The sequence below is a fragment of the Xenorhabdus budapestensis genome (assembly GCF_017743015.1).
In the GTDB taxonomy this organism is placed as follows: domain Bacteria; phylum Pseudomonadota; class Gammaproteobacteria; order Enterobacterales; family Enterobacteriaceae; genus Xenorhabdus; species Xenorhabdus budapestensis.
Genome location: NZ_CP072455.1, coordinates 1247496 through 1268767, shown reverse-complemented (window position 1 = coordinate 1268767; position 21272 = coordinate 1247496). Strand labels below are relative to the sequence as shown.

At 42.0% G+C, this 21272-nt stretch carries 22 protein-coding genes and 2 pseudogenes; 12 read left to right on the top strand and 12 right to left on the bottom strand.

Features of this window, described 5'->3' with window-relative positions:
• Positions 1 to 6: 6 nt before the first annotated feature.
• From HGO23_RS05790 to HGO23_RS05780, 3 genes are read left to right on the top strand one after another with little or no spacing between them, the layout of a single operon-like run.
• Complete coding sequence (locus HGO23_RS05790) at positions 7 to 924, top strand: FkbM family methyltransferase (protein ID WP_209028253.1); 918 nt, start codon at positions 7 to 9, stop codon at positions 922 to 924.
• Between the two features lie 23 nt (positions 925 to 947).
• Positions 948 to 2375 carry an MFS transporter gene (locus tag HGO23_RS05785; RefSeq protein WP_209028252.1) on the top strand — a complete coding sequence of 476 codons (1428 nt, stop codon included), beginning with the start codon at positions 948 to 950 and terminating at the stop codon, positions 2373 to 2375.
• 14 nt (positions 2376 to 2389) lie between these two features.
• Positions 2390 to 2980, top strand: a complete 591-nt coding sequence (locus HGO23_RS05780) for a GNAT family N-acetyltransferase (RefSeq protein ID WP_209028251.1) — start codon at positions 2390 to 2392, stop codon at positions 2978 to 2980.
• 24 nt (positions 2981 to 3004) lie between these two features.
• On the opposite strand, the gene HGO23_RS05775 is transcribed toward HGO23_RS05780, so the two are convergent.
• Positions 3005 to 3598, bottom strand: coding sequence for an ATP-dependent Clp protease proteolytic subunit (locus HGO23_RS05775; RefSeq protein ID WP_209028250.1), 594 nt, complete (start codon positions 3596 to 3598; stop codon positions 3005 to 3007).
• Between the two features lie 539 nt (positions 3599 to 4137).
• Positions 4138 to 4350, bottom strand: a complete 213-nt coding sequence (locus tag HGO23_RS05770; protein ID WP_209028249.1) for a hypothetical protein — start codon at positions 4348 to 4350, stop codon at positions 4138 to 4140.
• A 500-nt stretch (positions 4351 to 4850) separates the two neighbouring features.
• Between HGO23_RS05770 and HGO23_RS05765 the strand changes: the two genes are divergently transcribed.
• Entirely contained in the window at positions 4851 to 5120 is a 270-nt protein-coding gene (locus tag HGO23_RS05765; RefSeq protein WP_145956648.1) for a helix-turn-helix domain-containing protein, read from the top strand.
• Between the two features lie 618 nt (positions 5121 to 5738).
• Here the strand turns inward: HGO23_RS05765 and HGO23_RS05760 are convergent.
• From HGO23_RS05760 to HGO23_RS05720, 9 genes and pseudogenes are all read right to left on the bottom strand, one after another.
• A pseudogene (locus tag HGO23_RS05760) lies at positions 5739 to 6762 on the bottom strand (tyrosine-type recombinase/integrase).
• 79 nt (positions 6763 to 6841) lie between these two features.
• The gene (locus tag HGO23_RS05755) at positions 6842 to 7663 is read right to left on the bottom strand and encodes a TraI domain-containing protein (protein ID WP_209028248.1); all 822 of its coding nucleotides are present in this window, start codon (positions 7661 to 7663) and stop codon (positions 6842 to 6844) included.
• 163 nt (positions 7664 to 7826) lie between these two features.
• Positions 7827 to 8510, bottom strand: coding sequence for an N-6 DNA methylase (locus HGO23_RS05750; protein WP_209027864.1), 684 nt, complete (start codon positions 8508 to 8510; stop codon positions 7827 to 7829).
• 102 nt (positions 8511 to 8612) lie between these two features.
• Positions 8613 to 9536, bottom strand: a complete 924-nt coding sequence (locus HGO23_RS05745) for a DUF1281 domain-containing protein (RefSeq protein ID WP_209028247.1) — start codon at positions 9534 to 9536, stop codon at positions 8613 to 8615.
• Between the two features lie 91 nt (positions 9537 to 9627).
• A complete protein-coding gene (locus HGO23_RS05740) occupies positions 9628 to 9924 on the bottom strand; it encodes a TA system toxin CbtA family protein (RefSeq protein ID WP_209028246.1) in 297 nt (98 codons plus the stop codon).
• A 15-nt stretch (positions 9925 to 9939) separates the two neighbouring features.
• The gene (locus tag HGO23_RS05735) at positions 9940 to 10470 is read right to left on the bottom strand and encodes a hypothetical protein (RefSeq protein ID WP_209028245.1); all 531 of its coding nucleotides are present in this window, start codon (positions 10468 to 10470) and stop codon (positions 9940 to 9942) included.
• A 121-nt stretch (positions 10471 to 10591) separates the two neighbouring features.
• Positions 10592 to 11053, bottom strand: a complete 462-nt coding sequence (locus HGO23_RS05730) for an antirestriction protein (protein WP_209028244.1) — start codon at positions 11051 to 11053, stop codon at positions 10592 to 10594.
• Positions 11043 to 11489, bottom strand: coding sequence for an antirestriction protein (locus HGO23_RS05725; protein WP_209028243.1), 447 nt, complete (start codon positions 11487 to 11489; stop codon positions 11043 to 11045). Before HGO23_RS05725 ends, HGO23_RS05730 begins: the two co-directional genes overlap by 11 nt.
• Positions 11440 to 11646 carry a hypothetical protein gene (locus tag HGO23_RS05720; RefSeq protein ID WP_209028242.1) on the bottom strand — a complete coding sequence of 69 codons (207 nt, stop codon included), beginning with the start codon at positions 11644 to 11646 and terminating at the stop codon, positions 11440 to 11442. Before HGO23_RS05720 ends, HGO23_RS05725 begins: the two co-directional genes overlap by 50 nt.
• Positions 11647 to 12488: 842 nt before the next feature.
• On the opposite strand from HGO23_RS05720, the gene HGO23_RS05715 reads away from it, so the two are divergent.
• The 7 genes and pseudogenes from HGO23_RS05715 to HGO23_RS05680 all read left to right on the top strand — a co-directional run bounded on the left by HGO23_RS05715 (position 12489) and on the right by HGO23_RS05680 (position 18905).
• Positions 12489 to 13481, top strand: a complete 993-nt coding sequence (locus HGO23_RS05715; protein ID WP_209028241.1) for a reverse transcriptase domain-containing protein — start codon at positions 12489 to 12491, stop codon at positions 13479 to 13481.
• Positions 13482 to 13498: 17 nt separating this feature from the next.
• Complete coding sequence (locus HGO23_RS05710; RefSeq protein ID WP_244967902.1) at positions 13499 to 13612, top strand: group II intron maturase-specific domain-containing protein; 114 nt, start codon at positions 13499 to 13501, stop codon at positions 13610 to 13612.
• A 528-nt stretch (positions 13613 to 14140) separates the two neighbouring features.
• A pseudogene (gene wecB / locus HGO23_RS05700) lies at positions 14141 to 15259 on the top strand (non-hydrolyzing UDP-N-acetylglucosamine 2-epimerase).
• 84 nt (positions 15260 to 15343) lie between these two features.
• Complete coding sequence (locus HGO23_RS05695; protein ID WP_209028238.1) at positions 15344 to 16075, top strand: hypothetical protein; 732 nt, start codon at positions 15344 to 15346, stop codon at positions 16073 to 16075.
• A gap of 4 nt (positions 16076 to 16079) precedes the next feature.
• The gene (locus HGO23_RS05690) at positions 16080 to 17357 is read left to right on the top strand and encodes a hypothetical protein (protein WP_209028237.1); all 1278 of its coding nucleotides are present in this window, start codon (positions 16080 to 16082) and stop codon (positions 17355 to 17357) included.
• Positions 17347 to 18135 (top strand): SDR family NAD(P)-dependent oxidoreductase, encoded by a 789-nt coding sequence (locus HGO23_RS05685; RefSeq protein WP_209028236.1) that lies wholly within the window; start codon positions 17347 to 17349, stop codon positions 18133 to 18135. Before HGO23_RS05690 ends, HGO23_RS05685 begins: the two co-directional genes overlap by 11 nt.
• A gap of 53 nt (positions 18136 to 18188) precedes the next feature.
• Entirely contained in the window at positions 18189 to 18905 is a 717-nt protein-coding gene (locus tag HGO23_RS05680; protein ID WP_244967901.1) for an SDR family NAD(P)-dependent oxidoreductase, read from the top strand.
• 111 nt (positions 18906 to 19016) lie between these two features.
• Here the strand turns inward: HGO23_RS05680 and HGO23_RS05675 are convergent, their stop codons facing one another.
• Positions 19017 to 19925: a LysR family transcriptional regulator gene (locus HGO23_RS05675; RefSeq protein ID WP_209028235.1), complete on the bottom strand. Its 909-nt coding sequence runs from the start codon at positions 19923 to 19925 to the stop codon at positions 19017 to 19019.
• 132 nt (positions 19926 to 20057) lie between these two features.
• On the opposite strand from HGO23_RS05675, the gene HGO23_RS05670 reads away from it, so the two are divergent.
• Positions 20058 to 21251, top strand: coding sequence for an MFS transporter (locus HGO23_RS05670; RefSeq protein ID WP_209028234.1), 1194 nt, complete (start codon positions 20058 to 20060; stop codon positions 21249 to 21251).
• The last annotated feature ends 21 nt before the right edge of the window (positions 21252 to 21272 follow it).

The following is a 21272-nucleotide window of genomic DNA, read 5'->3' as shown; positions in this document are numbered from 1 at the left end:
TAAAATATGGCTATAAAACCCCTCATGGATTTATATAAAAAAATCATAAAGGAAAATAGAAATATAAACATAGTAGATATAGGTGCAGCCAATTTTGATACAACAAAGAATAATTACAATGGAATAACTGAATCATATCCATTCAATATTTATGGTTTTGAGCCTAACCCTGATGAATTCGAAAAATTAAAAACAAACAGGGATGCAAGGGTTAAATATTTTCCATATGCTATTGGAGATGGAGGTACACATAAACTGTCTATTTGCCAGGTTCCTGGATGCTCATCCCTTCTAATACCTAACTTAGAAGAAATGAAAAAATACAAATCCTTTTCTGAATGGATGTTGGTTGTGGATGAAAGAATGGTTCAAACAAAACGACTTGACGATATAGATGACATAAAATATATAGATTTATATAAAATTGATATTCAAGGCTGTGAATATCTTGCCCTATATAACTCTCTGGAGAAACTTAAAAGCACTCTTGTAATTGAATGTGAAGTTGAATTTGTAGAACAATATATAGGGCAACCTAGATTTTCTGAAATAGAAATTTTGCTACGTTCACAACGTTTTAATTTTGTTAAATTTATGGGGTATGGCACAAGAACGTTGGAACCAATAACGATAAATAATAATCCTTTTATTTATGGAAATCAATGGATATGGAGTGACGCCTTGTTTATTAGGAGTATAAATGATTGGGATAGCATGTCTAGTGAAAAACTTTGTGTTCTTGCTATAATTCTTGCTGAATCCTATGAACTGTATGATTTTGCATACAAAGCTATATCAATAATAGATAAAAGAAATAACACAAAATATTCTGATGGATTTTTGAAATGGCTAAATGAAAACCTTGAAGACGAATTCGAAATTGACTCAACTGATTATTTTAAGTTAATTTTCAATAAGATATAAGATTAGAGTGTTGATATAATATTATGACAAAATTTGTAAAAAAAAGACATGATATCCTTATAATTATCTGCTGCGCTGCATTTGTGATACCTTTGGTTTTTACTGGCCCTGCAATTTCCCTTCATGCAGTGAAAAATGATATAGGAGGAGATAGATTTTCACTAGAATGGATAATAAATTCTTATATCATTGCATTCGGTGGATTTGTTATGGCTGCTGGTGTTGCAGGAGATTATATCGGAAGAAAACTATGTTTTATAACTGGTTTGATGCTATTTACCCTTTCATCTACATGTATTGCTTTCAGCCATAATTTATCCATCATTATTACAATGAGAATGCTTGAAGGTATAGGTGGTGCATTAGTATCTACCTCAGCTACATCGTTATTAGCTCAAGAATTTTATGGGAAAAATAAAACTATTGCATTTTCATTATTAGGTACATCTTTTGGAGCTGGACTTGCATTTGGCCCTATTATTGCTGGTTTTATGATTGATTATCTGGGTTGGCGATCACTCTATTGGGGCATATCTATTTTTTCCATCCTCATTTTTTCATTAGGAAAGTGGAGAATTAAAGAATCAAAAAATAATAATGCCGAACGTCTAGATTGGATTGGTATTATTATTTTCACTTTAGCTTTAATACTTTTCACATATGCACTTATTTTAAGTGGGAAAGTTGGGTTCAGTGATATAAGAGTATATACAATAATATCTTTTGTAATTCTTCTTATAATTGTGTTTTATATTGTAGAAAAACGTATAAATAATCCATTACTCGATATATCTTTGTTTAAGATTCCTTTGTTTTTTGGGGTGCAATTACTACCTTTATTAACTGCTTTTAGTTATATATCTCTTTTTGTGTATTTACCAATATGGCTTATGATTGGGGGGGGTTTTAGTGCATCTCAAACAGGAGTAATTATTTTGCCTTTAACCCTGCCGATGCTTGTTATTCCGCTTCTCTCTGGTTATCTTGCTAAGAATTACCCAATTAATAATATTTCTGGTATTGGTTTTTTTATAGCTTCCGTTGGAGTATATATGCTAATAAATTCCACATATGAAAAAATTTGGTTAATATCTTTTGCTATGGCATTGATAGGAATTGGTAATGCCTTACCTTGGGGGTTAATGGATGCTTTATCAGTCAGTATTGTTCCTCAAGAAAAAGCAGGATTAGCATCTGGGTTGTTTAATACTATGCGGGTAGCAGGTGAAGCTATTGCTATCACACTTGTAGGATCATTGATAAACATACTTACTTCGAAATATATCAATTCCAATTCAATTATCGGTAATGATCAGGTAATTGCTTATTCCTACATAGAAACATTTCAAGTCTTTTTCATAATTATATTTATCTTAAGTTTGCTGGCTGGATTGTTTTGCCTTATCTTTCTAAAAGAAAGTGATCGTATTAATAATACAACAAATAAATAACCTAGGAGTTCTTTATGCTAATAAATAATTTCCCTCTTTTGTATTTCACATCAAATTTAATTCTACGTAAATTTGAAAAAAAAGATTTCATCAAATATAAGAACTATCATTCATTACCAGAAGTTTATAAATTTTTATATATCCCAACTCCCACAGATAGAGAAATCAGGGATCAATTTAATAAAATCCTTAATCCTGCATTTGATGATAATGGTGATGAAATAAGACTTGCTGTAATTTCACGAGAGACTAATGAGTTAGCTGGAGAAATAATGCTAAGATTAACTAATAAAAAATCGCAACAAGGAGAAATAGGTTGTATATTCCACCCATTATATCAAAAAAAATCTATAGGAACAGAATCTTTAGGTGCATTGATAGATATTAGTTTTGAATATTTTAAATATCACAGAATCTATGCAAGATTAGATGTTTTAAATGTAGGCTCTAAAAAATTAGTTGAAAAGCTAGGAATGCGTCAAGAAGCACATTTATTACAAAACGAGTGTGTTAATGGAATATGGAGTGATATGTATATATATGCAATTCTGAGAGATGAGTGGAAAGCGCCTATGTTTTTAAAAAAAACAGGATATAATGGGTGAGCTTTTGCCCACCCTTGTTATTATTCATTTATAATTGATATCTTCCCACTTGGTTATTATTTTCCCTACAATTCCATATTCAGTAGCCTGTTTAGGACGCATCCAATAATTTCTATCAGTATCTTTTTCTACCTTCTCTACCGGTTGTCCTGTGGCATCACTGATAAGCTGATTTATCCGACCACGTATCAACAAGAATTCTCTAGCTTCAATTTCAATATCAGATGCTCTTCCTTCGTATCCTCCTAAAGGTTGGTGTATCATAAAACGAGTATTTGGAAGTGAGTAGCGATTTTCTTTTTTGGCAGCAAGAAAAATAGTAATACCTGCACTTGCAACCCAACCGGTTCCTATTATAAATACTTCTGGTTTTATAAATTTAATCAAGTCATGAATAGTATCACCAGCTTCAACATGTCCACCCTGACTATTAATAAAAATCTTGATTGGCTCGTTACTTATTTCTTGTAAAATTAGTAGCTGTGTTGTTACCCTTTCAGCTAGTTTTTGATTAATTTCGCCAGAAATAATAATACATCTAGACTTTAATAAATTACTTTGCTCATAGGGGATCTCTTTAGAAATCTCAGGGGACTCTTTTGATGATTCTTCTAACATAATACAGACCTCTTATACTTGAATTGAGTAAAAGCATATTTAACTTGATGTTCCGAATGTGAACTATATTTCTTATGTGAAAAATTCACCAATAAAATTTTCAAATTATTAGTATTCAATTGCTATAGATTGAAAAAAGCGCTAACCTAAACCTGTTTATTCACCATTATAGATGGTACATAGCCGCTAAAAACGGTTATAAAAACTCCCGTAGCCTGAAAGGGAGAGCAAGATTGCGGTACATCTGCGCACTTTTGGAAGCAGATATCGTCAGACACGTAACCCACCGTTGACGATGAAAGTTATCCGGGTAATTAAATACCGGTTTATCACACACGTTAGGCAGTTCTCTGCCACGTTCAGCATAACCATTTTATCTTGCACGGTTTTCACCCATGTTTTGATTTACGCACGATAAACGTCCCGAAAACTTCGCGGCGTCACTTGCGTTGAAGCGAAGCGATTACCAAGTGGCGCCGCCGGGCGGTAAACGTCCAGAGCACGTTCGGTCTGCTTTTACGACCGATTTTAACCATGAATTACTCAGTGTAACCTCGCAAAATAGGCCATTGACTGACTTTCTGTTTGATTTGTGAACGATTATCAGATCTGGTTTTCAACCCACTGCCTTGTAATAGGCTGATGCAGTAAATAAAGGAGAAATCACACCACATCACGATTAATGAGGCGTTCATCCTGACTGATATCAGACGCTGAACGGGGAGTAAACCATCGCCGTGCCTGGCATGCACGTAGCGAACTCCTGCAAAAACTCAACACAATGCTCTCTCTGCTACACATTATCTGACGCACCACGGAACGGTGAACCTAACCGACACGCAGAGAATGTTTCGAAATGAATAAAAGTAGTCTGAAAATCACAGGGGAAATACGGACAACGAAGCAATCACGAACGAGAATAAACAACAAAGATTGATTTAGCCGTCCGTATTCTCCCCTGAGTTTGTGCGCTCTTGAGGGGATTTATAACCGTTAAACTTAGTGATTCGGTTATTGAGTTAGATAAAACAATCAGTTAAAGTATTCCTGCCATTGGCACAATCCAATGGTCAAGGCGTCGCGGCCTTGTCACTCATAGACACTGGCAGAAATTTTGCCAGCGTGCCTGTTATTGCCCTTTCAATGGTGATTCAGGTGGGGGAGACGTAAGTCTCGCTGGTTATGAGTGCCAGTCCGCGAACCCTGTCTGAATCGCCACCATCAATATTAATTAATGGAAGGGGTAGCAGGAATGAATAACAACAATGTTCAAAATGACTGGCATCAGGCCGATATCATCGCAGCATTACGCAAACGTGGTACAACTTTAGCGGCTGTTTCTCGTGAGGCAGGACTCAGTTCATCGACACTGGCAAATGCTTTCAGCAGACCGTGGCCGAAAGGCGAATGGATCATTGCAGATTATCTTGGCATCCATCCTTCTGAAATCTGGCCGAGTCGTTATTTCGATAGTTATGGTCGATTAGTTGAACGCAAAGCTCGTAATAAACCACAGGAATAACCCGCTTCAATTTGTGATCGATGTCGTAAAAATGAGAATTTTTTATATCAAGCCCTGAGCGTAAAATGGCAGCCCAATTTGACCATTTTTAACCCTCACGGCTTTTTTGCCTTAAGATGATTGAAAATCACACAATGAATGATATAAATAAGCAAAATCAGTCAGATATAAAAGAAAAAGTAAGCAAAAAAATCCGGGGGCATTAAAAGGGGCATAAATGGAATGCAAGATAATAGACTTTATAAATTCAACAAGTTATAATAATTTTCGATTACCGCCTCCGGCACCAAGTTTCCATGCGAGTTTGTCCTAGGTTGTTAAATTTACTGACAAAAGCGCAAAAAAGAATCAATCGTTAATTAAATGTTAAATCCTAATCAGCTCAATTTGTACTGTTTAGTTTAAAAGAACATTTAAGACAAGATAACAGTTACCCTTTTCTCGTTTAAGGTAATGATTTCAGTAATTGATTCTGATGTCAAGTAAGGGAAAAACTTTACGGGACAGGGGATCGGAATTAGCCATTTTTTTCATACCATCCCTATTGATGCAGGGCAGTTCACTCACACCTCCACCTCAATCCTGTCTGAGACCTGCCCTGTCTTTTTTTACGCCATTTTATTCATTCTCATCGGCATGCTCATCAACAAAATCAGTATACAACCCCAGTTCCCGCTCCAGCGCTTTCCCTGTCACTTCCATATCAAGATCAATGTATTCCATCGTGGTCGCCACATTACGGTGCCCCAGTAATCGTTTCACCAGCGGCAGATTACGATCCGGAGATTTCATCAGGGTCGTCGCCAACGTATGACGAAAACGGTGAGGCGAGACCGCAAAATCACACTCTTTGGACAGCCGGCGAAAGAAAGAACGGAGCTGTTGTTTTTCCCGGTCGATATCGTATTTGTAACGGGAAAGCCGGCTTGGGTGCGGGACACTCAACCGACTGAGATCGAAAATCGGATCGTTGGCTTTCGCACCGGCAGCGATTGCCCTTTCCACTAATTTTGCCAGCCGGCGTTTAAGCGGCGGAATAATCGGTATTTCCCATTCACTGTGGTTTTTACTGCCTTCCAGCCCCAGTTCAATATAATTGCTGTCCAGATTGATATCCCGCAGCCGCAGGTGCAGTAACTGGTTCTGACGCATCCCCGTAAAGCGCAATGTCGCCAGCACTGTTGACCAATACCAGGTCGGATACAGGGCACAACGCCCTCCCCGTGGAGTCATCTCGATTCTTTCTTCCTCAGCAAACTTGCCCATCAACAGATTAATGTGGTTTATCTGCGATTGACTCAAAATCTTCTTCTTTTTCTTCTCTTTTTTAGCCACGGCGTTGTTAAACGGGTTTTCGGTGTGAGGCAGCAGTTCTCGCTCCATACCGAAATTAAAAATCGTCCGCAGATGAGCCACCTTATTATTCCAGGTATGGCTCGACTGCTTTTTCTCCACCAGAACGCCGCCATCGCAGCACATCCCGGTGAATAACCTGTGCCGGTGATGCGGCTTCTCCCATAAACCGGATAAAACCCCGTGTGACCTTGCGATAACTCCATTCGGTATCCGGTCGCAGGATATGTGAAAAAAAGTACTCTTCTAATAATTCTTCCCAACTGAGGGTGTCTACTGTGTGCAACATGTTATTTTTTCCTCGGCTCATCCTGCCGTTTCCTGTCCAAAAACAATTCGCGGCAATAAAATACAAATAACCATTTGAATTATTTATCTTTAAATGATGAATGCCGGTGACTGTCAGTGGCAATACTTTCTTTCTCCCGCCCCGGCCGTTTGGTCATTTTCAGGTCGTGATGGTGATTTTTTCCCTTATTTTGCTGCGAAGCTCCATCAGTTGACTGAAATAATGATAATAATGTCAGGGTATCGTCAGACACAGATGGCGGTGGGGTTGTGATTTCACTGACAGGAGGCATGAATGTCGTTTCCGGTAACAGACAGGCAGCCAGCAACACTTCCTGCGGAGCCGACGGTATGTTCTCCGGTGCGCGAAAACGGAAACGAAACGGTTTGTCGGGGATACCGATGCCCGGTTGCCAGATACGCCCGTCTTCCAGTTCCCCTTCGAGCTGCCGCAACAACGGCAGGTGGTAAAACAACGCCGCCCAGAACACCACCGCCTGCCATAAGACACCCTGTGCTGCCTGCGTTTCCGGTGCCACACCCGGCGGCAACAAATGCCCTTTGGCCAGCCGCACGGCACAGGTGGTAAATTGCAGTGTCAGGTCAGCAAATCCACCACTGCCTGACCACTTCCCTTCCGGGGCGGCGGGTATCTGCTGAACACTGCCCAGCAGTTGTTTAATCGGGGCGAGATAAAAACGCTGATACAACCCTTCAGGCAGCGTACTGTTTTGCCATAATTGTTGCAGGCACTGACAGCGCAAGGGCGTTGCCAGCAACGCATCCACTGATTGTGGCCGGAAATAGCCCCCGTTATCACAAGCCTCGCTCGTTTTTTGCCCTGATGATTTTTTCTGTAATGCTAGTGAGCGGGTAAAATGCGATTTAAAACGAGTAAACATCACTTTTCTCCTTTTCAAATTTGGCTCAGTGTCGGTCAATCCCAATCGGAAACAAGGAGAAACTCTTTTTGCGAAAATGAAAATTGTTTGTATGACTTACAATTAAACGTAAAAAAGCGCCCCGAAAGGCGCAGTAGTGAAACAAAGAGGGTGAAAACAGAAATCAGGCTGCTTGTTCATATGCCTGCAAACGCTGTGACCAGTTGCCCAGATAATGGGCCGGTGTGTAGCGTGTTCGTTTGCTGCCACCATCATACAGAGCATCACCGATAGTGACCGCCGCCGGAATACCGGTCAGGGAAAGCTGGATATAGGCCATCACTGCCGCCAGCGGGTCGATATCAATCGCAGACACCCACATACTGGATAACGGATCATGTCCCTGCTCTCTCAATACCTCTGCGGCCGCCAGCATCATACAGGCCGCACCGCAGCACGGTTCGTGGAAGGTAACAAACGGTTGGGTCTGCAACAATTCAGACACATCCTGCAACTGTATTTCCGCCATCATTCTGGCCACGCCCCAAGGCGTAAAGAACTGCTGGAGATCTTTATCACCCAGCTCCAGTTGCATAAAGACACTGCCGAGAAAATCGCAGGGCTCTTCTGCCAGTGCCAGCACAGTAGTCGAAAAAAGCTGCACGATCCGGTTCACATCCTCCCGTTCGTACTTGTTGATGGTTTTCAGATAGAACTGCTCCAGCTCCTCACTGAAACAGTATTTATTGTGGATCGCCGCCATCGTGCAATTACAAAAATCCCGGAAAACCTGATGGCGGTTACGGGAACGGGCGGTTTGTTTAAACAATGAAATAAATTCTTTCTGGTAGTCAGGGCGAGAAGCCATAGCGTGTTTTCCTGATAAAAAAGGAAAACACGCCCCGACAGGGGAACGTGCTTTCCCCTTCGGTTAAAGTCAAAATAAGCTGATGCTGCGTTAAACAACGGATTACTGCCCGACGGCGATCGCCGGTAATGCCCGTGGCATGTCGGTTTTGTCACCGTCAACCAGATACAGGGCCGGACGGTTCTCCCGTCCTGACTGCCCGTGGCCACTGTCTACGTGCTCACCCTGATCATAACAATCATAGCCTTTAAGCTGGCCTGACGGTTCGCTGTACCAGTGGCGGATTTCACAGTCAAACACCGAGGACAGCGCCCCCATCAGTTCGGCTGACGGCGCTGCCCACGGGGTATCAAACCGCACCGTCAGACTGCTGACATGGCGCCGTTCCCAGCGGACATGATGACCGAACGGCCACTCCAGACCGTATTGCTCGCCGTAAAACTGCACGGTACTGGCGATGCCTTTCAGCAAGCCACTGTGACCATTAATCTCACAGGCCAGCCGGGGCGGCATCATCATCAACATATCGCAGGGTTGTGCCGTTGCCGGGTACGTATTCAGTTTATCCCAGCACACGCTGATATCCGGTGTCTCAGACCAGCTCACCATGCCAAACCAGTCGGTATACTGGCGGGTCAGCAGGCGGGCAATGATGTCACGTGCCGGCACCGGGACATGCTCCCAGCGCAGCAGGCTGAGACCCGACTGACGGTACAGGTTATCGATACGTTTAATGTTGTCGCTGTTTAACGGCACATTGTCCTGTAACAACACCAACCATTGCTCAAAGGCCAGATTCTGCGCCGTCAGCGCTGCCGTGCCCCGCACCAGTTCCGGGTAAGGAGTATAGGTCTGGGGTTTGGGGGTTTTCAGTATCCCGGCACAGCCCGCCAGAAACAGGCGCAGGCTTTGCAATACCGCCTGACGGTAACGGGGGGCTTCTTCCCCGCAGACCCACTGTTGCATCACATCGAGACACACGGATTTGCCGGTAACGTCCAGTTGATTAGTGACCCAGTCTGCCATAGTTCAGTTCCTCTTGATTGATAACGTTAAAAAAGGCGGAACTGCCCCATCAGGGAATACAGTTCCCCCGGTGGGTAGATTGAAAAAAGGATTACGGCTTATTTTGCTCAGAAAGCAGGCCAGCCAGACCGCTGTCAAAAATCACTTTCAGTTCATCATGGATACCCAGATAGGGTGTTGTGCGCGGTATCCCCTGCGTATCCAGCCGGATTAAGTCGTATTTGTCTATCAGGTCATTAATGGCCTCAGAGGGCGGAATGCTGTTGGCAATGCATTCCGCCAGCGTGTCAAGTTCACACAACGCGGTGTCTGTCAGGCGCAGGCCAAAATGGTGTTGCAGCAACGTGTCCGCTATCACCTGCCAGACGGTTAAACGTAAGGGTTTCATGGTGATACCTCACCTTTAAACGCTGAGGGTTGTGCTGTGCCGGAGAATATCCTGCACTTCATGATGGTGCTGATAACGCGGCGCAACCACATGCAGCGAGAGTAAATTCGCCTGATGCCACAAGGCGCGGGCCGCCTCTGCATTCTGCCAGCTCAGCTCAAACGTGGCCGACTGACACAAGCGCTGTTGTTTCTGCGCCAGTGATAAACGCTCTGATGTCACGGTGACCGGCTGCGCCCAGATAATCTCATCATCAATCCGGCCGCCGAGCACGTTGTTATCCTGCGCGTCATAAATCATCACGGTCAGCGGAAAAAAAATGTCCGTGGACGGTGTCGGCAGCGGCCAGTCGCCCAACAGGTGGATCACCTTCAGCCGCTGCACCGCTTCCGTGATGGAAGCGGCTTCGCACACGGTCAGGGTGCTCTCCCGCCGCGTTTGTGGTGTTTGCGGGTGTTGCATCAGGCCGGTGACCTGTAAGGTAAAAATGTCTTCCCGTAAGGCCGGTTCCGTATTATCCGGCACGGGTAAAAAAATCGGGTTCATGGTGTGGCTCTCCTTGATTTGACGTCAATAAAAGACAACACCCACCCAATACGGGAAGGTGTTGTCGGCTCCCCGGTCAGGCGCTTCAGAAAAGGGTTAACAACCTCATGGGCTGATAACGTCAGTGGTGATTATGGTTGTTATGGATAAGTGACGAACTGATGATGTCTTCTTTGGGCTGCATCGCCAGTACCGCACGTAGCAGCCCGGTTTCCGGGTGGTGCAGCGCGTATTCCCGCAGTTCGCAGAACCGGAACGCATCCGCATTCGGTTTATCCAACTCAGCGATACGGGCAAACACAATCGCGGTGACGGCCAGACCAAACGCATCCGCAGACAGCGTGGCCGTCAATGTCGTCTCCGGCAGATAAACCGAATAGGTTTTTGCCGCGGTGGGTATCATATACGTCAGGGATCCAGACACGTTCCGGCTGCGCCACTGCTCAGGACGATATTCACCACACAACTGTGAGGCGGTATTCGCCAGCAGGAAACCCAGAAACAACCGTTCCAGCGGGGTTTTGTCGGGAAACACGACCGACAGGGCCAGACTGTCCAGCATCATCAGTTCATTATCTGGCATCACGTTCTCCCTTTAAGCCCAGAGCCGTCCGGATACACTGAGCCTGAGGATGTTGCCGCACATATTCACGCAGGGCGCAAAACCGCTCAGCATATTCGTCCAGCTTCATCAGGTCAGTCAGATAACCCAATACGCTCAGGGTCACCATCAGCCCAAAGGCATCGGCGGAGACTTCACCTTTAAAGTCCGTCGTACTCACATTGACCACCGACGTATCCAACAGTACCGGCACGATATAGGCGATGCGGTCTGACACTTTCCGGTACTGCCACTGATCACACCGGTCATCGTCACAAAGCACGGCGGCGGCTTTAATGAACGTGTGCTCCAGCAGCATCAGTTCCAGTGAACCGGTGTGCGGAAAAATTTCAGCAAAAGGGGATAATTCAGCCGAGGACACAGTGTGCACCGTGGCCGGGGTTGTATTTTGTTGCATGGTATTCTCCTGATAAAACAACGGGGAACACCTGACCCAATGGGAAATGTGTTCCCCGTTGGGTGACTGGCCTTTTGACCATGATGGATGAGATTAAGAAACCTTCATCGTCATCAGACTGACGATATCTGCTTCCAAAGGTGCGCAGATGTACCACACCGTGGTGTACTCCCTTACAGGCTACAGGAGTGTTGCTGTCGCTGCCCGAAGGTGATCCTTACAAGCGACCGGATCATCGATAAGTCTGACTACGCTAATAAACGGAAATCATAAGGTCAATGGGTAATTCATTTCCCGGGACAAAAAATAATGTCAGAAACACGATGGCCTTTTGGGTTAATCGGGGGGCAGGCTGTCAATCCTCATTTCACGAGGTGACCCGTTCTGGCCACTTGGTCTATAACTCATTTATGCCCGTGCGACCTGAAGTCGTATGAAGCGTTGTTCACCACGAGAAGAGTGAACCACCTGTATCACCAGGTGACCCTGGGATTCTGAATAAAGCAGCGGATCCGACAATGTAACGAAATTCGGCCACAAGGCTGAATGGGAATCGAATCGTGAGAGGAGATTCTTCCTGATAACCACAGATCGGGTAAGTGCCAGGGTGTCAGTATGATGAACATAGGTGAATCCATGTAAGGTACGTTATATGAGAAACAGCGGAAGTGGTTAATACGCTGTGGCCAAAATGGCAACGAGAGTTGGAAAGAAGTTGGGCAGTACTCTTTCGTGATCGATAAACTCTCCGTACTAAAGTGGGCATCTAACCTGATATTTTGCGCGACATACGTAACAGGGTAAGCCTGTATATCTCCCGTTGGGAAAGTTGTCTGTGAAGAGAGCCGATAGGTGTGCAGGTAAACGAGGCTAGAAAAAGCGAAGGCCGCTTTGTAATGAGGCGGATACAGATTGATATCTGGCGCGAAAGCGAGACGACTTCTGGCTGGTCTCCCATTGCAAGATGATTTGAAGAACTTTATTTAAGGAGAAACGCAAATGATGACTTCTACAGAAGTGAGTGCCTCTCCTAACGGCACACAGTGGCAATCCATTGACTGGAAAGCGATTGAGTCGCATGTGTTAAAGCTTCAAATGCGCATGGCAAAAGCAACCCGAGAGGGTAAACACGGCAAGGCGAAAACGTTGCAGTGGATACTCACGCACTCAAGATCAGCAAAACTTCTTGCTGTTAAGCGAGTGCCTCAAAACAAAGGCAGTCACACACCAGGAGTTGATGGCATCATTTGGAACACCGATGCTCGTCGCATGGCTGCGGCAAATCAATTGAGTCGGAAAGGCTATCAAGCTAAACCACTCTGGCGTATCTATATCCCCAAGAAAAACGGCAAACTCAGGCCCTTAGGCATCCCTTGCATGATAGATAGAGCGCAGCAAGCGTTGCATCTTCTTGCTTTGGAGCCAATCTCTGAGACGATAGCTGATCCGAACAATGACGGTTTTCGACCTAACCGCAGCACGGCAGACGCGATTGCACAATGCTTCAAATGCTTGTGTCAAAAACGTTCTGCCCGATGGGTTTTGGAAGGGGATATCAAAGCCTGCTTCGATAAGATTGGACATCAATGGCTAATTGAAAATATTCAGATAGACAAACGGATGCTGAAGCAGTGGCTTGGATCGGGTTTTATTGATAATGGATTGTTTTATCGAACAGCGGAAGGAACACCGCAAGGCGGTATTATCTCTCCGACGCTCATGCTACTGACGTTGGCTGGCTTGGAAAAACTTGTTAAAGAAGTGGCACGTAAAACTAGTGATAGAATAAACTTCATCGGATATGCTGATGACTTCGTGATTACAGGGACATCAGAAGATGTCTTGTTGAATGAAGTCAAGCCACAGCTCATTGATTTTCTCAGAGAAAGAAGTTTGACACTCTCCGAAGAGAAACGCATATCACTCATATCAATGATAGCTTTGATTTTCTTGGGTTTAATCTTAGAAAGTACAGAGGCAAGCTACTCATAAAACCGAGTAAAAGTAATGTGCTATCATTTTTGAGTCACCTGCGCGAACTCATTAAGAGACACGCAACGACGCCAGTAAATGATCTCATCAAAATGTTGAATCCCAAACTGAGAGGATGGGCGAATTACTGAAGAGCAACGCGGTCAGTGGAATTCCACAGCCAGCTTCTCTTTGATTAAATTAAATATAAAGTGGAATCCTACACTGATTCAATAGATAAGCTCAAAAGTATGCTCGCACCCTGCCTGTCTGTTACATTTATTGAATTAATCCAGCATGAGCGTGTATTTACATTTATGACGAAAAAGCATAATAGAATTTCTTATTTTTTAATTCTTAAAATTTATGTGGTAAGTTAATATTATGGCTGTTTTTTACAGAGTGATGATATTACCGATACAGTTACTTTTATAAGGAAAAATGTAAAGCATGATACTATCTTGTAAAATTATTTAATTTGTAGTCATTAAATAACAATGGGATTATCATATTTTACATTCACATATTTATTTAGAGAAAAAATTTAATGAAAAATAAATTAGTTTCCTAATCATCAACTTTATATACTTTCATATAAACTCACATGAAAAATATAACTATATCGTTTTTACATAAACCGGAAATATTAAAAGATATAAAAATCACAAAGGGGAATTATAATGTTAAAACTTGGATTCATCATAGGGACGAGACCTGAAGCAATTAAATGCGCCATCCCAATTATAGAAATGAGAAGAGATGAGCGATTTGAACCAATTATTATATCTACTGGACAACATGATGAGATGCTACATTCTACTCTTTCTGTATTTGGAATAAAAGCAGATATAGATTTAAAAGTTATGCGTGAAAGACAAAATATTTCTGGTGTAACACATAGAATATTAGCTGGATTATCAGAAACTCCAATGATGAAAGAAATTGATGCTATTGTTGTGCATGGAGATACTGCTTCTACTGTTGCGGGAGCATTGTTTGGTTTCCAAAATAGAATTCCTGTAATTCATATTTAGGCTGGATTACGTAGTAGAAATCTTTATTCTCCTTTTCCTGAAGAAGGTAATCGGCGTCTGGTAGCACAAATAAGTTCATTGCATCTTGCACCTACTGTAGGAAATTATTTAAATCTTCTGCAAGAGGGAATTCCTGCTAATTCTATTTCTATCACTGGAAATACAGTGGTAGATGCATTGAATTGGAGTCTTCCTAAAGCAAGAGAATTTAATAATACTGTTCTTGACGATATTGAACGCGATAAATCGCGTATTATTTTGGCTTCTACACACCGCCGTGAAAGCTGGACTAAATTAACTCAAATAGCCGAAGCTTTGACCGATGTGGCATCGTTGCCCAATGTACGTGTGGTGGTTCCGCTGCATAAGAATCCTATTATCAGAGATACTTTGCTCCCCCTATTACAGAAACACCCTAACATAACATTGTTGGAACCTTTGCCTTATCTGGGGTTTGTCCGGTTAATGTTACGGGCTGATGTGATTCTTTCCGACAGTAGCGGTGCTGAAGAAGAAGGTCCGGCTTTAGGTAAACCTACGCTGATACTTCGTGAAATTACAGAACGCCCAGAAGCAATTTTCTCTAATTCAGCAAAATTAGTTGGTAATGAGCGAATTGAAATTGTTAATGCTGTACAAGAAGTACTTTCGAATAAAGAAGTATATGCACGTTTTGCCACTGGTGGTTGTCCATATGGAGATGGAAAATCGACACATAGAATTCTTGACGCAATTGAGCAATTTTTTAATAAAAAATACTTATAAAGCAAGGAGATAAACATATTGAACCAGCCTTCTTTGACAAAAATATCGCCTTTAATATCAAATATTACATGATGGATAAATCAGATGAAAATAACAGGTGCTAATTATCAAAGAACATTAGAGTTTTCAAATGATTTATTACCATCTATAGTTATTTTTGATGAGGATCGTTTGTCTCTTGATGGTTCTGCTATTGTTGTTAACTTGGGACCTAAAACTGCATTCATTGATGGTTTCGAAAAAGAACATATTCTACCAATGACATCAAAAAAGCTAAGTAATGTTGATGTTTTTGGTAGTGGTTTATTGTTATTTTTTGATACAGAAAAATTAGTATCAGCAGAAGAATTATGTAAAAAAGCACGATGGTCTAACTTTTTTAAAAAGACAAAGAAAAATAATGATATAAATTTATGGTGCTCACCACAAGATTTCACATCTGAAATAAGTGTTGATTTTTTATCGCCTTATATTTCAAAAAAATCAACATTAAATAAAGTAGAACATAACCCACGATTTTTTGTTAAGACCAATCTTTGGTTTGCTTCCGCTGGCACACATTGCCAAATACATCGAGAACATCCTTTTATTGAAATTCACACTCAAATATTTGGCCTTGGACATATGCAAAAATTCAGAGAAAAAGGCTTTAACACACTGTATGAAGATATTGGGATGTATCCTGGATTTACGACAAATCACCCATTTTGTTCTATTTCTAGTTTAACAGAATTTGAATACCCATGGCATCAATATTATGCAGAAACCGATTGTATCTGGCTGGCAGTAGAATATCACCCAATTATTGGAGAATAATAATATGAGTAATGTCGATTATAAATTACCAGTTCCTATGTTTGAGCAAATCCTTGTGGCTGATCAATTACGAGATGGATATTGGCTTGAAGCACCAGATATAAATAAAGATGGTTTATATGATCTTTTTGGATATGGCCTCTCTCTGGGGGAGATATACTGGTATCGCAATCCTGATTGGAAGCGGCATCTTGTCGTAGATAATATAAGAATGCCTGTCGGTGGGGATTATGCAGATGTATCAGGCAATGGCTATCCGGACATCATAGTCTGTTATGATTTATATGGTCCTAAAGGTACACTTTACGATGCAAATCCCTCCGGAGGTAAAATAGATTGGATTGAGAATCCAGGACCTGAATTTGCCGAATCTGGGCGCTGGCAACGTCATTATGTTGGCCGAACAACAGGAATGCATCGCTTACGAGCAGGTTTCTTTACTCAAACTGATCGCCTTGAGATTTTAGGGCTTCCTATTGTTCCTCATGGAAATATTCATTCGTTACTCCCTGTGGTTTTATTCACAAAACCTGATGATGTGAAAATAGCTAATGAATGGCCAATGGAGATGATTGATAACGCATTTTTTCGTTTGATTCACGGTACAGAGAAGAAATGTGGGTTAATTCCCGGATCAAATAGGGATTCATTATTATTGGCGTCAGATGAAGGCGTTACATGGCTCTATTACGATGACCAAAAAGCTCAATGGATCAAAGTGTTGATTGGAGTAGGTGAAGTAACTCAATTTGAGAGTACGGGTTTTCGTGGTAGTGGTGATCTTGATGTAGGGCAAGTAGGCGGAGACTCTTTCGCTTATGTGGCAGCAGTTGAGCCATTCCACGGTAATACAGTAGCTGTCTATGTGAAAGATACACCTAGTACTCCTGTTGAAGCTGCGACTTGGAATCGTTTCATATTAGATGTTTTTGGTGATCCAAATGAAAATGGGGAAGGCCCCGGACATCAAGTACTTTGCGCAGATTTCGATAGTGATGGCGATGATGAATTCCTTGTTGCCTTAAGAGGCCCATGGCCTTGGCAAGGTGTTTTTTATTACAAAGCCATCGATTTATCGAGAGGTATTTTTACACGTTGGCGTGTTTCCAATGAATCAGTTGCCCGTATAGCGGTAGCAGACTTCAATCAAAATGGAAAACTTGACTTCGCAACCATTGCTTATTCGGTGCCAAATTATTTTGTCGCAAAACAAGCACGAATCATTGTACATCTCAACCAGATTAAGCAGGATATTACTTCTGGAGATACTGATGAAGAGTAATTTAGTTGGTGAAATAGTCATAATCACTGGAGCAGGTTCAGGAATTGGGCTTGCTGCTACCTCTGAATTTTTAAAGGAGGGGGCATATGTTATAGGGGGAGATATTAATCTGAAGCAACTCTATGAATTGCAGGAAGAAGAATATCTATTTCCTTATCAGTTTGATGTTAGAAACCCTTCAGATATTGATAATCTTATCAATACAGTCATCAATAAATTTGGGAGAATAGATATCCTGATTAATAATGCTGCATTAATAGAACCAAGGAAGAGTTTTCTTGATGTAACAGAAGATGATTGGCATTCTACAATCGAAATCAATCTGCTTGGCTACATTAGAATGGTTCGGAGCGTATTACCTTATATGCGTAATCAAAGAAAGGGGGTTTTACTCCATATAGCTTCTGAAGCTGCATTAATGCCAAATTTGAATCTCCCTGATTACAGTATTTTGAAATCTTCAATTCTAACGCTGTCTAAAGTGATATCACGGGAGTTTGGAAAATATGGAGTTCGCTCCAATGTTATCTCTCCTGCTTTTATTCATACTCCCATCTACGATAAACCTAAAGGGTTAATAGACCAGCTTGAACAGAAATATAAAATTGGACGCGAAGAGGCATTACAACGTTACATCAAAGAAGTTGATATTGCTGTTGGTAGGCTAGGGCGCCCTGAAGAAGTGGCGGTTTTACTCGCATTTTTGGCCTCAGAATCTGCTGCATTTATCACTGGAGCAAATTATTTAGTAGATGGAGGAGTGACTCCTTTTATCTAATTATAAAATAGTTTAAAACTCATTTTGTCTAATGAAGGTGAATAGAGGTTTTTATGAATATCAATTTAGAAGGGAAAATGGCATTAGTCACAGGGTCTACAGCAGGAATTGGATTGGCTATTGCGCACAGTCTGTATAAAGCTGGCGCCTCCGTCATTTTGAATGGAAGAGGTGACGAGCGTTTAATTCAGGCAGTTAATCAATTTAATGGTTCGGATCGCGTTTTTACTATAGCCGCTGATGTTGGAACCAGAGAAGGATGCGAATTAATTAATAAGAAATTTCCGGATATTGATATTCTTATTAATAACGCTGGAATTTTTTCTCCTAAGCCAATTTTTGAAATCAGGGATGAGGAATGGCTTAACTACTTTAATATCAATGTTCTAAGTGGAATTCGTCTGGCTCGTTCATATATTCCACTCATGATAGAAAAAAAATGGGGCCGTGTGGTATTTATTTCCAGTGAATCAGCCTTACAGATTCCGGTAGAAATGCCACATTATGGCCTAACCAAGACAGCCCAAGTCGCGGCAGCAAGAGGGTTCGCACAGGCTGCTACCGGAACAGGAGTCACCGTCAATAGTGTTTTACCTGGACCAACCGAGAGTGAAGGGGTTGAACGATTTGTTAGAGAGCTTATCACAGACCCTACACTTTCAATTGAGGAGGCGGGAAAACGTTTTATTGAGACAGCACGTCCTGCATCGTTACTGGGGCGGTTAGCAACTGCTGGAGAAGTTGCTAATGCTGTTCTCTTTTTCCATTAGCTTCTGCAATAACTGGTACTGCTTTACGTGTTGATGGTGGAGTAATTCAAAGTATTTTGTAAGATGAGGGGGAACAAATCGGGTTGATGATAATTTTACTGGCTTGTTCAGTTAACGCTCCCAAGGAGGAATTCTCCATTCTTCAGTGAGGAACTCAATAAAACTTTTGATACGTTGTGGAACTGGTCGTTTCCCTGCCCTCACTACATTGATTGGGGATGTTTCTTCCTGCCATTCCGGCAATATTTGAATGAGCTTGTTTGAGCGAATTAAACTTGCTATATCCCAAGTTTCTCGCAGTGCTATACCTAGACCAGATGTACACCACGCTCGTAAGACATCACCATTATTGGCGATTAAATCACTTGAGAGTGAAATGACTTTCGTGTTTTTTCTGTTGTGAAGTGACCATATTGTACTCTTATTTCCAGAAGCGGAAAAAAGCAGGCAATTATGGTTAACCAGCTCTTCTGGAGCCTGAGGTTCACCATGTAGTTTTAGGTAATTAGGTGAAGCTACTAAAATTCGTTTGTTTTCTGCTAATCGTCTGGCAATTAAACGTGAATCAGTTAAATTTGCCACTCTGATAGCTAAATCCATTTCAGCCTTATAAAGATCAACAATGTTGTCTGTCAAATGTAAGATGAATCCTACAGATGGATACTTCTTTCTAAACTTTGCAATTGATTCTGTTAAATAAGTCCGACCAAGCGGTACTGGCGCGGTAAGTCTAATCAAACCTGTGAGAGATTCATTTCCATCTTTGGCAATTTCTGCCACTTCTTCCACTAGTGTTAATGCAGCCCTTACTTTTTCAGCGATTAATTTGCCTTCAGGTGTGATGCGTAATGAGCGGGTACTTCGTACAAAAAGAACGATTCCAAGGTTTTTCTCCAAGCGTGCAATTTGTTTACTGACAGTGGTCGGTGATAATCCCAAAGTTCGAGCAGCAGCGGTAAAGCTACCTGTGTCAATGATTCTGATAAACACGCTTAAATCTTCAAGGTTACGCAAAACCATTAGTGACCCTCTATCATAAGTTTTTCTCCATTATGGATATTTATTGAACTAAATGGAAGCATGATACTTATTACTCATTCCGAAATCAGATTGATGCAATTTTTTTGCGTATAAGTATAAGGAGAATCTTCAATGCCATTAGTGATATATATATTCTCGCTTTGTGCATTTGCGATAGGGTTTACAGAGTTCATTACTATTGGGCTGATATCCGTGATGTCTGTAGATCTTGGCGTAGATGTAACCAGTATTGGGTTAACTGTTACAGCTTATGCTTTAGGTGTTGTAATTGGAGCACCCATTTTGACAGCACTGGCATCTAGTTGGTCGAGAAAACGCTTACTTTTTACTGCAATGTTGGTATTTACGCTAGGAAACTTGATAGCCGCTGCATCAGCAAACCTGACCCTTCTTTTAATGGCTCGTTTATTATCTGGCCTAGCACATGGCGTTTTTTTTGCTGTAGCTTCTGGCGTTGCAACTCGGCTGGTTCCAACTGAACGTGCCGGAGCTGCCCTTGCTTGGGTATTCGGTGGTGTTACTATTGCCATGTCCTTAGGCGTTCCCGTGGGAACTTGGCTAGGCAGTATACTAAATTGGCGTGTCATATTTTTAATTATCGCTGTTTGTGGGTTAGTTGGAACGATTGGTATCGGGTTCAAAATGCCAAAAAATTCTGGCAAGCAATCTATGAAGGCAACTACTGGCTGGCACCATCTTATTATCCTTTTTGATCGACGTTTATTGGCAGGAGCAAGCGTTCCAATGCTCTCTTATACTGCTTCATTTACCCTGTACACTTTCATTACCCCTATACTATTGACGATTACAGGAGTAAGTGTTGAAACAGCCAGCGGAGTATTGCTTGCTTACGGTATTGGGGCTGCTATTGGCACAATTTGGGGAGGGAAACTAACAGATCGACAAGGAATGGATCTTGCCTCACTTATTTTTCTCGTTGGTATTGTGATTGCGCTGGCTGCGATGAGTTTCAGTCTTACCAATTCTGTACTGATGACTGGTTTAACGGCTTTACTGGGGTTGACAACTTATGGAGCGATTCCACCGTTGCAATCAAGGATACTCATGCTAGCGGAACGGCACACACCATACGCAATGGATATAGCTTCTGGCATGAATATTGCCGCTTTTAATGCTGGGGTTGTTTTGGGATCAGTGATTGGTGGTACTACAGTACGAGAGTGGGGATTAGATACACTAACATGGGTTAGTGTAGGCATTGGTGTGCTGGCTATAGTATCCCTTGTATGGCAAATGGTTATTCCATCCATGCGTGAGCAACGCGCAACCTCTAACTCACTATAATTCAGTGTATCATACTGCGAT

Bases quoted from the DNA above. Each gene is read 5' to 3' on its own strand.
- HGO23_RS05735 (WP_209028245.1), bottom strand. From the start codon at position 10,470: ATGAACCCGATTTTTTTACCCGTGCCGGATAATACGGAACCGGCCTTA.
- HGO23_RS05680 (WP_244967901.1), top strand. From the start codon at position 18,189: ATGAATATCAATTTAGAAGGGAAAATGGCATTAGTCACAGGGTCTACA.
- HGO23_RS05670 (WP_209028234.1), top strand. From the start codon at position 20,058: ATGCCATTAGTGATATATATATTCTCGCTTTGTGCATTTGCGATAGGG.
- HGO23_RS05750 (WP_209027864.1), bottom strand. From the start codon at position 8,510: ATGGCTTCTCGCCCTGACTACCAGAAAGAATTTATTTCATTGTTTAAA.
- HGO23_RS05790 (WP_209028253.1), top strand. From the start codon at position 7: ATGGCTATAAAACCCCTCATGGATTTATATAAAAAAATCATAAAGGAA.
- HGO23_RS05785 (WP_209028252.1), top strand. From the start codon at position 948: ATGACAAAATTTGTAAAAAAAAGACATGATATCCTTATAATTATCTGC.
- HGO23_RS05685 (WP_209028236.1), top strand. From the start codon at position 17,347: ATGAAGAGTAATTTAGTTGGTGAAATAGTCATAATCACTGGAGCAGGT.
- HGO23_RS05745 (WP_209028247.1), bottom strand. From the start codon at position 9,536: ATGGCAGACTGGGTCACTAATCAACTGGACGTTACCGGCAAATCCGTG.
- HGO23_RS05755 (WP_209028248.1), bottom strand. From the start codon at position 7,663: ATGTTTACTCGTTTTAAATCGCATTTTACCCGCTCACTAGCATTACAG.
- HGO23_RS05775 (WP_209028250.1), bottom strand. From the start codon at position 3,598: ATGTTAGAAGAATCATCAAAAGAGTCCCCTGAGATTTCTAAAGAGATC.
- HGO23_RS05715 (WP_209028241.1), top strand. From the start codon at position 12,489: ATGATGACTTCTACAGAAGTGAGTGCCTCTCCTAACGGCACACAGTGG.
- HGO23_RS05695 (WP_209028238.1), top strand. From the start codon at position 15,344: ATGAAAATAACAGGTGCTAATTATCAAAGAACATTAGAGTTTTCAAAT.
- HGO23_RS05780 (WP_209028251.1), top strand. From the start codon at position 2,390: ATGCTAATAAATAATTTCCCTCTTTTGTATTTCACATCAAATTTAATT.
- HGO23_RS05675 (WP_209028235.1), bottom strand. From the start codon at position 19,925: ATGGTTTTGCGTAACCTTGAAGATTTAAGCGTGTTTATCAGAATCATT.
- HGO23_RS05740 (WP_209028246.1), bottom strand. From the start codon at position 9,924: ATGAAACCCTTACGTTTAACCGTCTGGCAGGTGATAGCGGACACGTTG.
- HGO23_RS05690 (WP_209028237.1), top strand. From the start codon at position 16,080: ATGAGTAATGTCGATTATAAATTACCAGTTCCTATGTTTGAGCAAATC.
- HGO23_RS05725 (WP_209028243.1), bottom strand. From the start codon at position 11,489: ATGCAACAAAATACAACCCCGGCCACGGTGCACACTGTGTCCTCGGCT.
- HGO23_RS05765 (WP_145956648.1), top strand. From the start codon at position 4,851: ATGAATAACAACAATGTTCAAAATGACTGGCATCAGGCCGATATCATC.
- HGO23_RS05730 (WP_209028244.1), bottom strand. From the start codon at position 11,053: ATGCCAGATAATGAACTGATGATGCTGGACAGTCTGGCCCTGTCGGTC.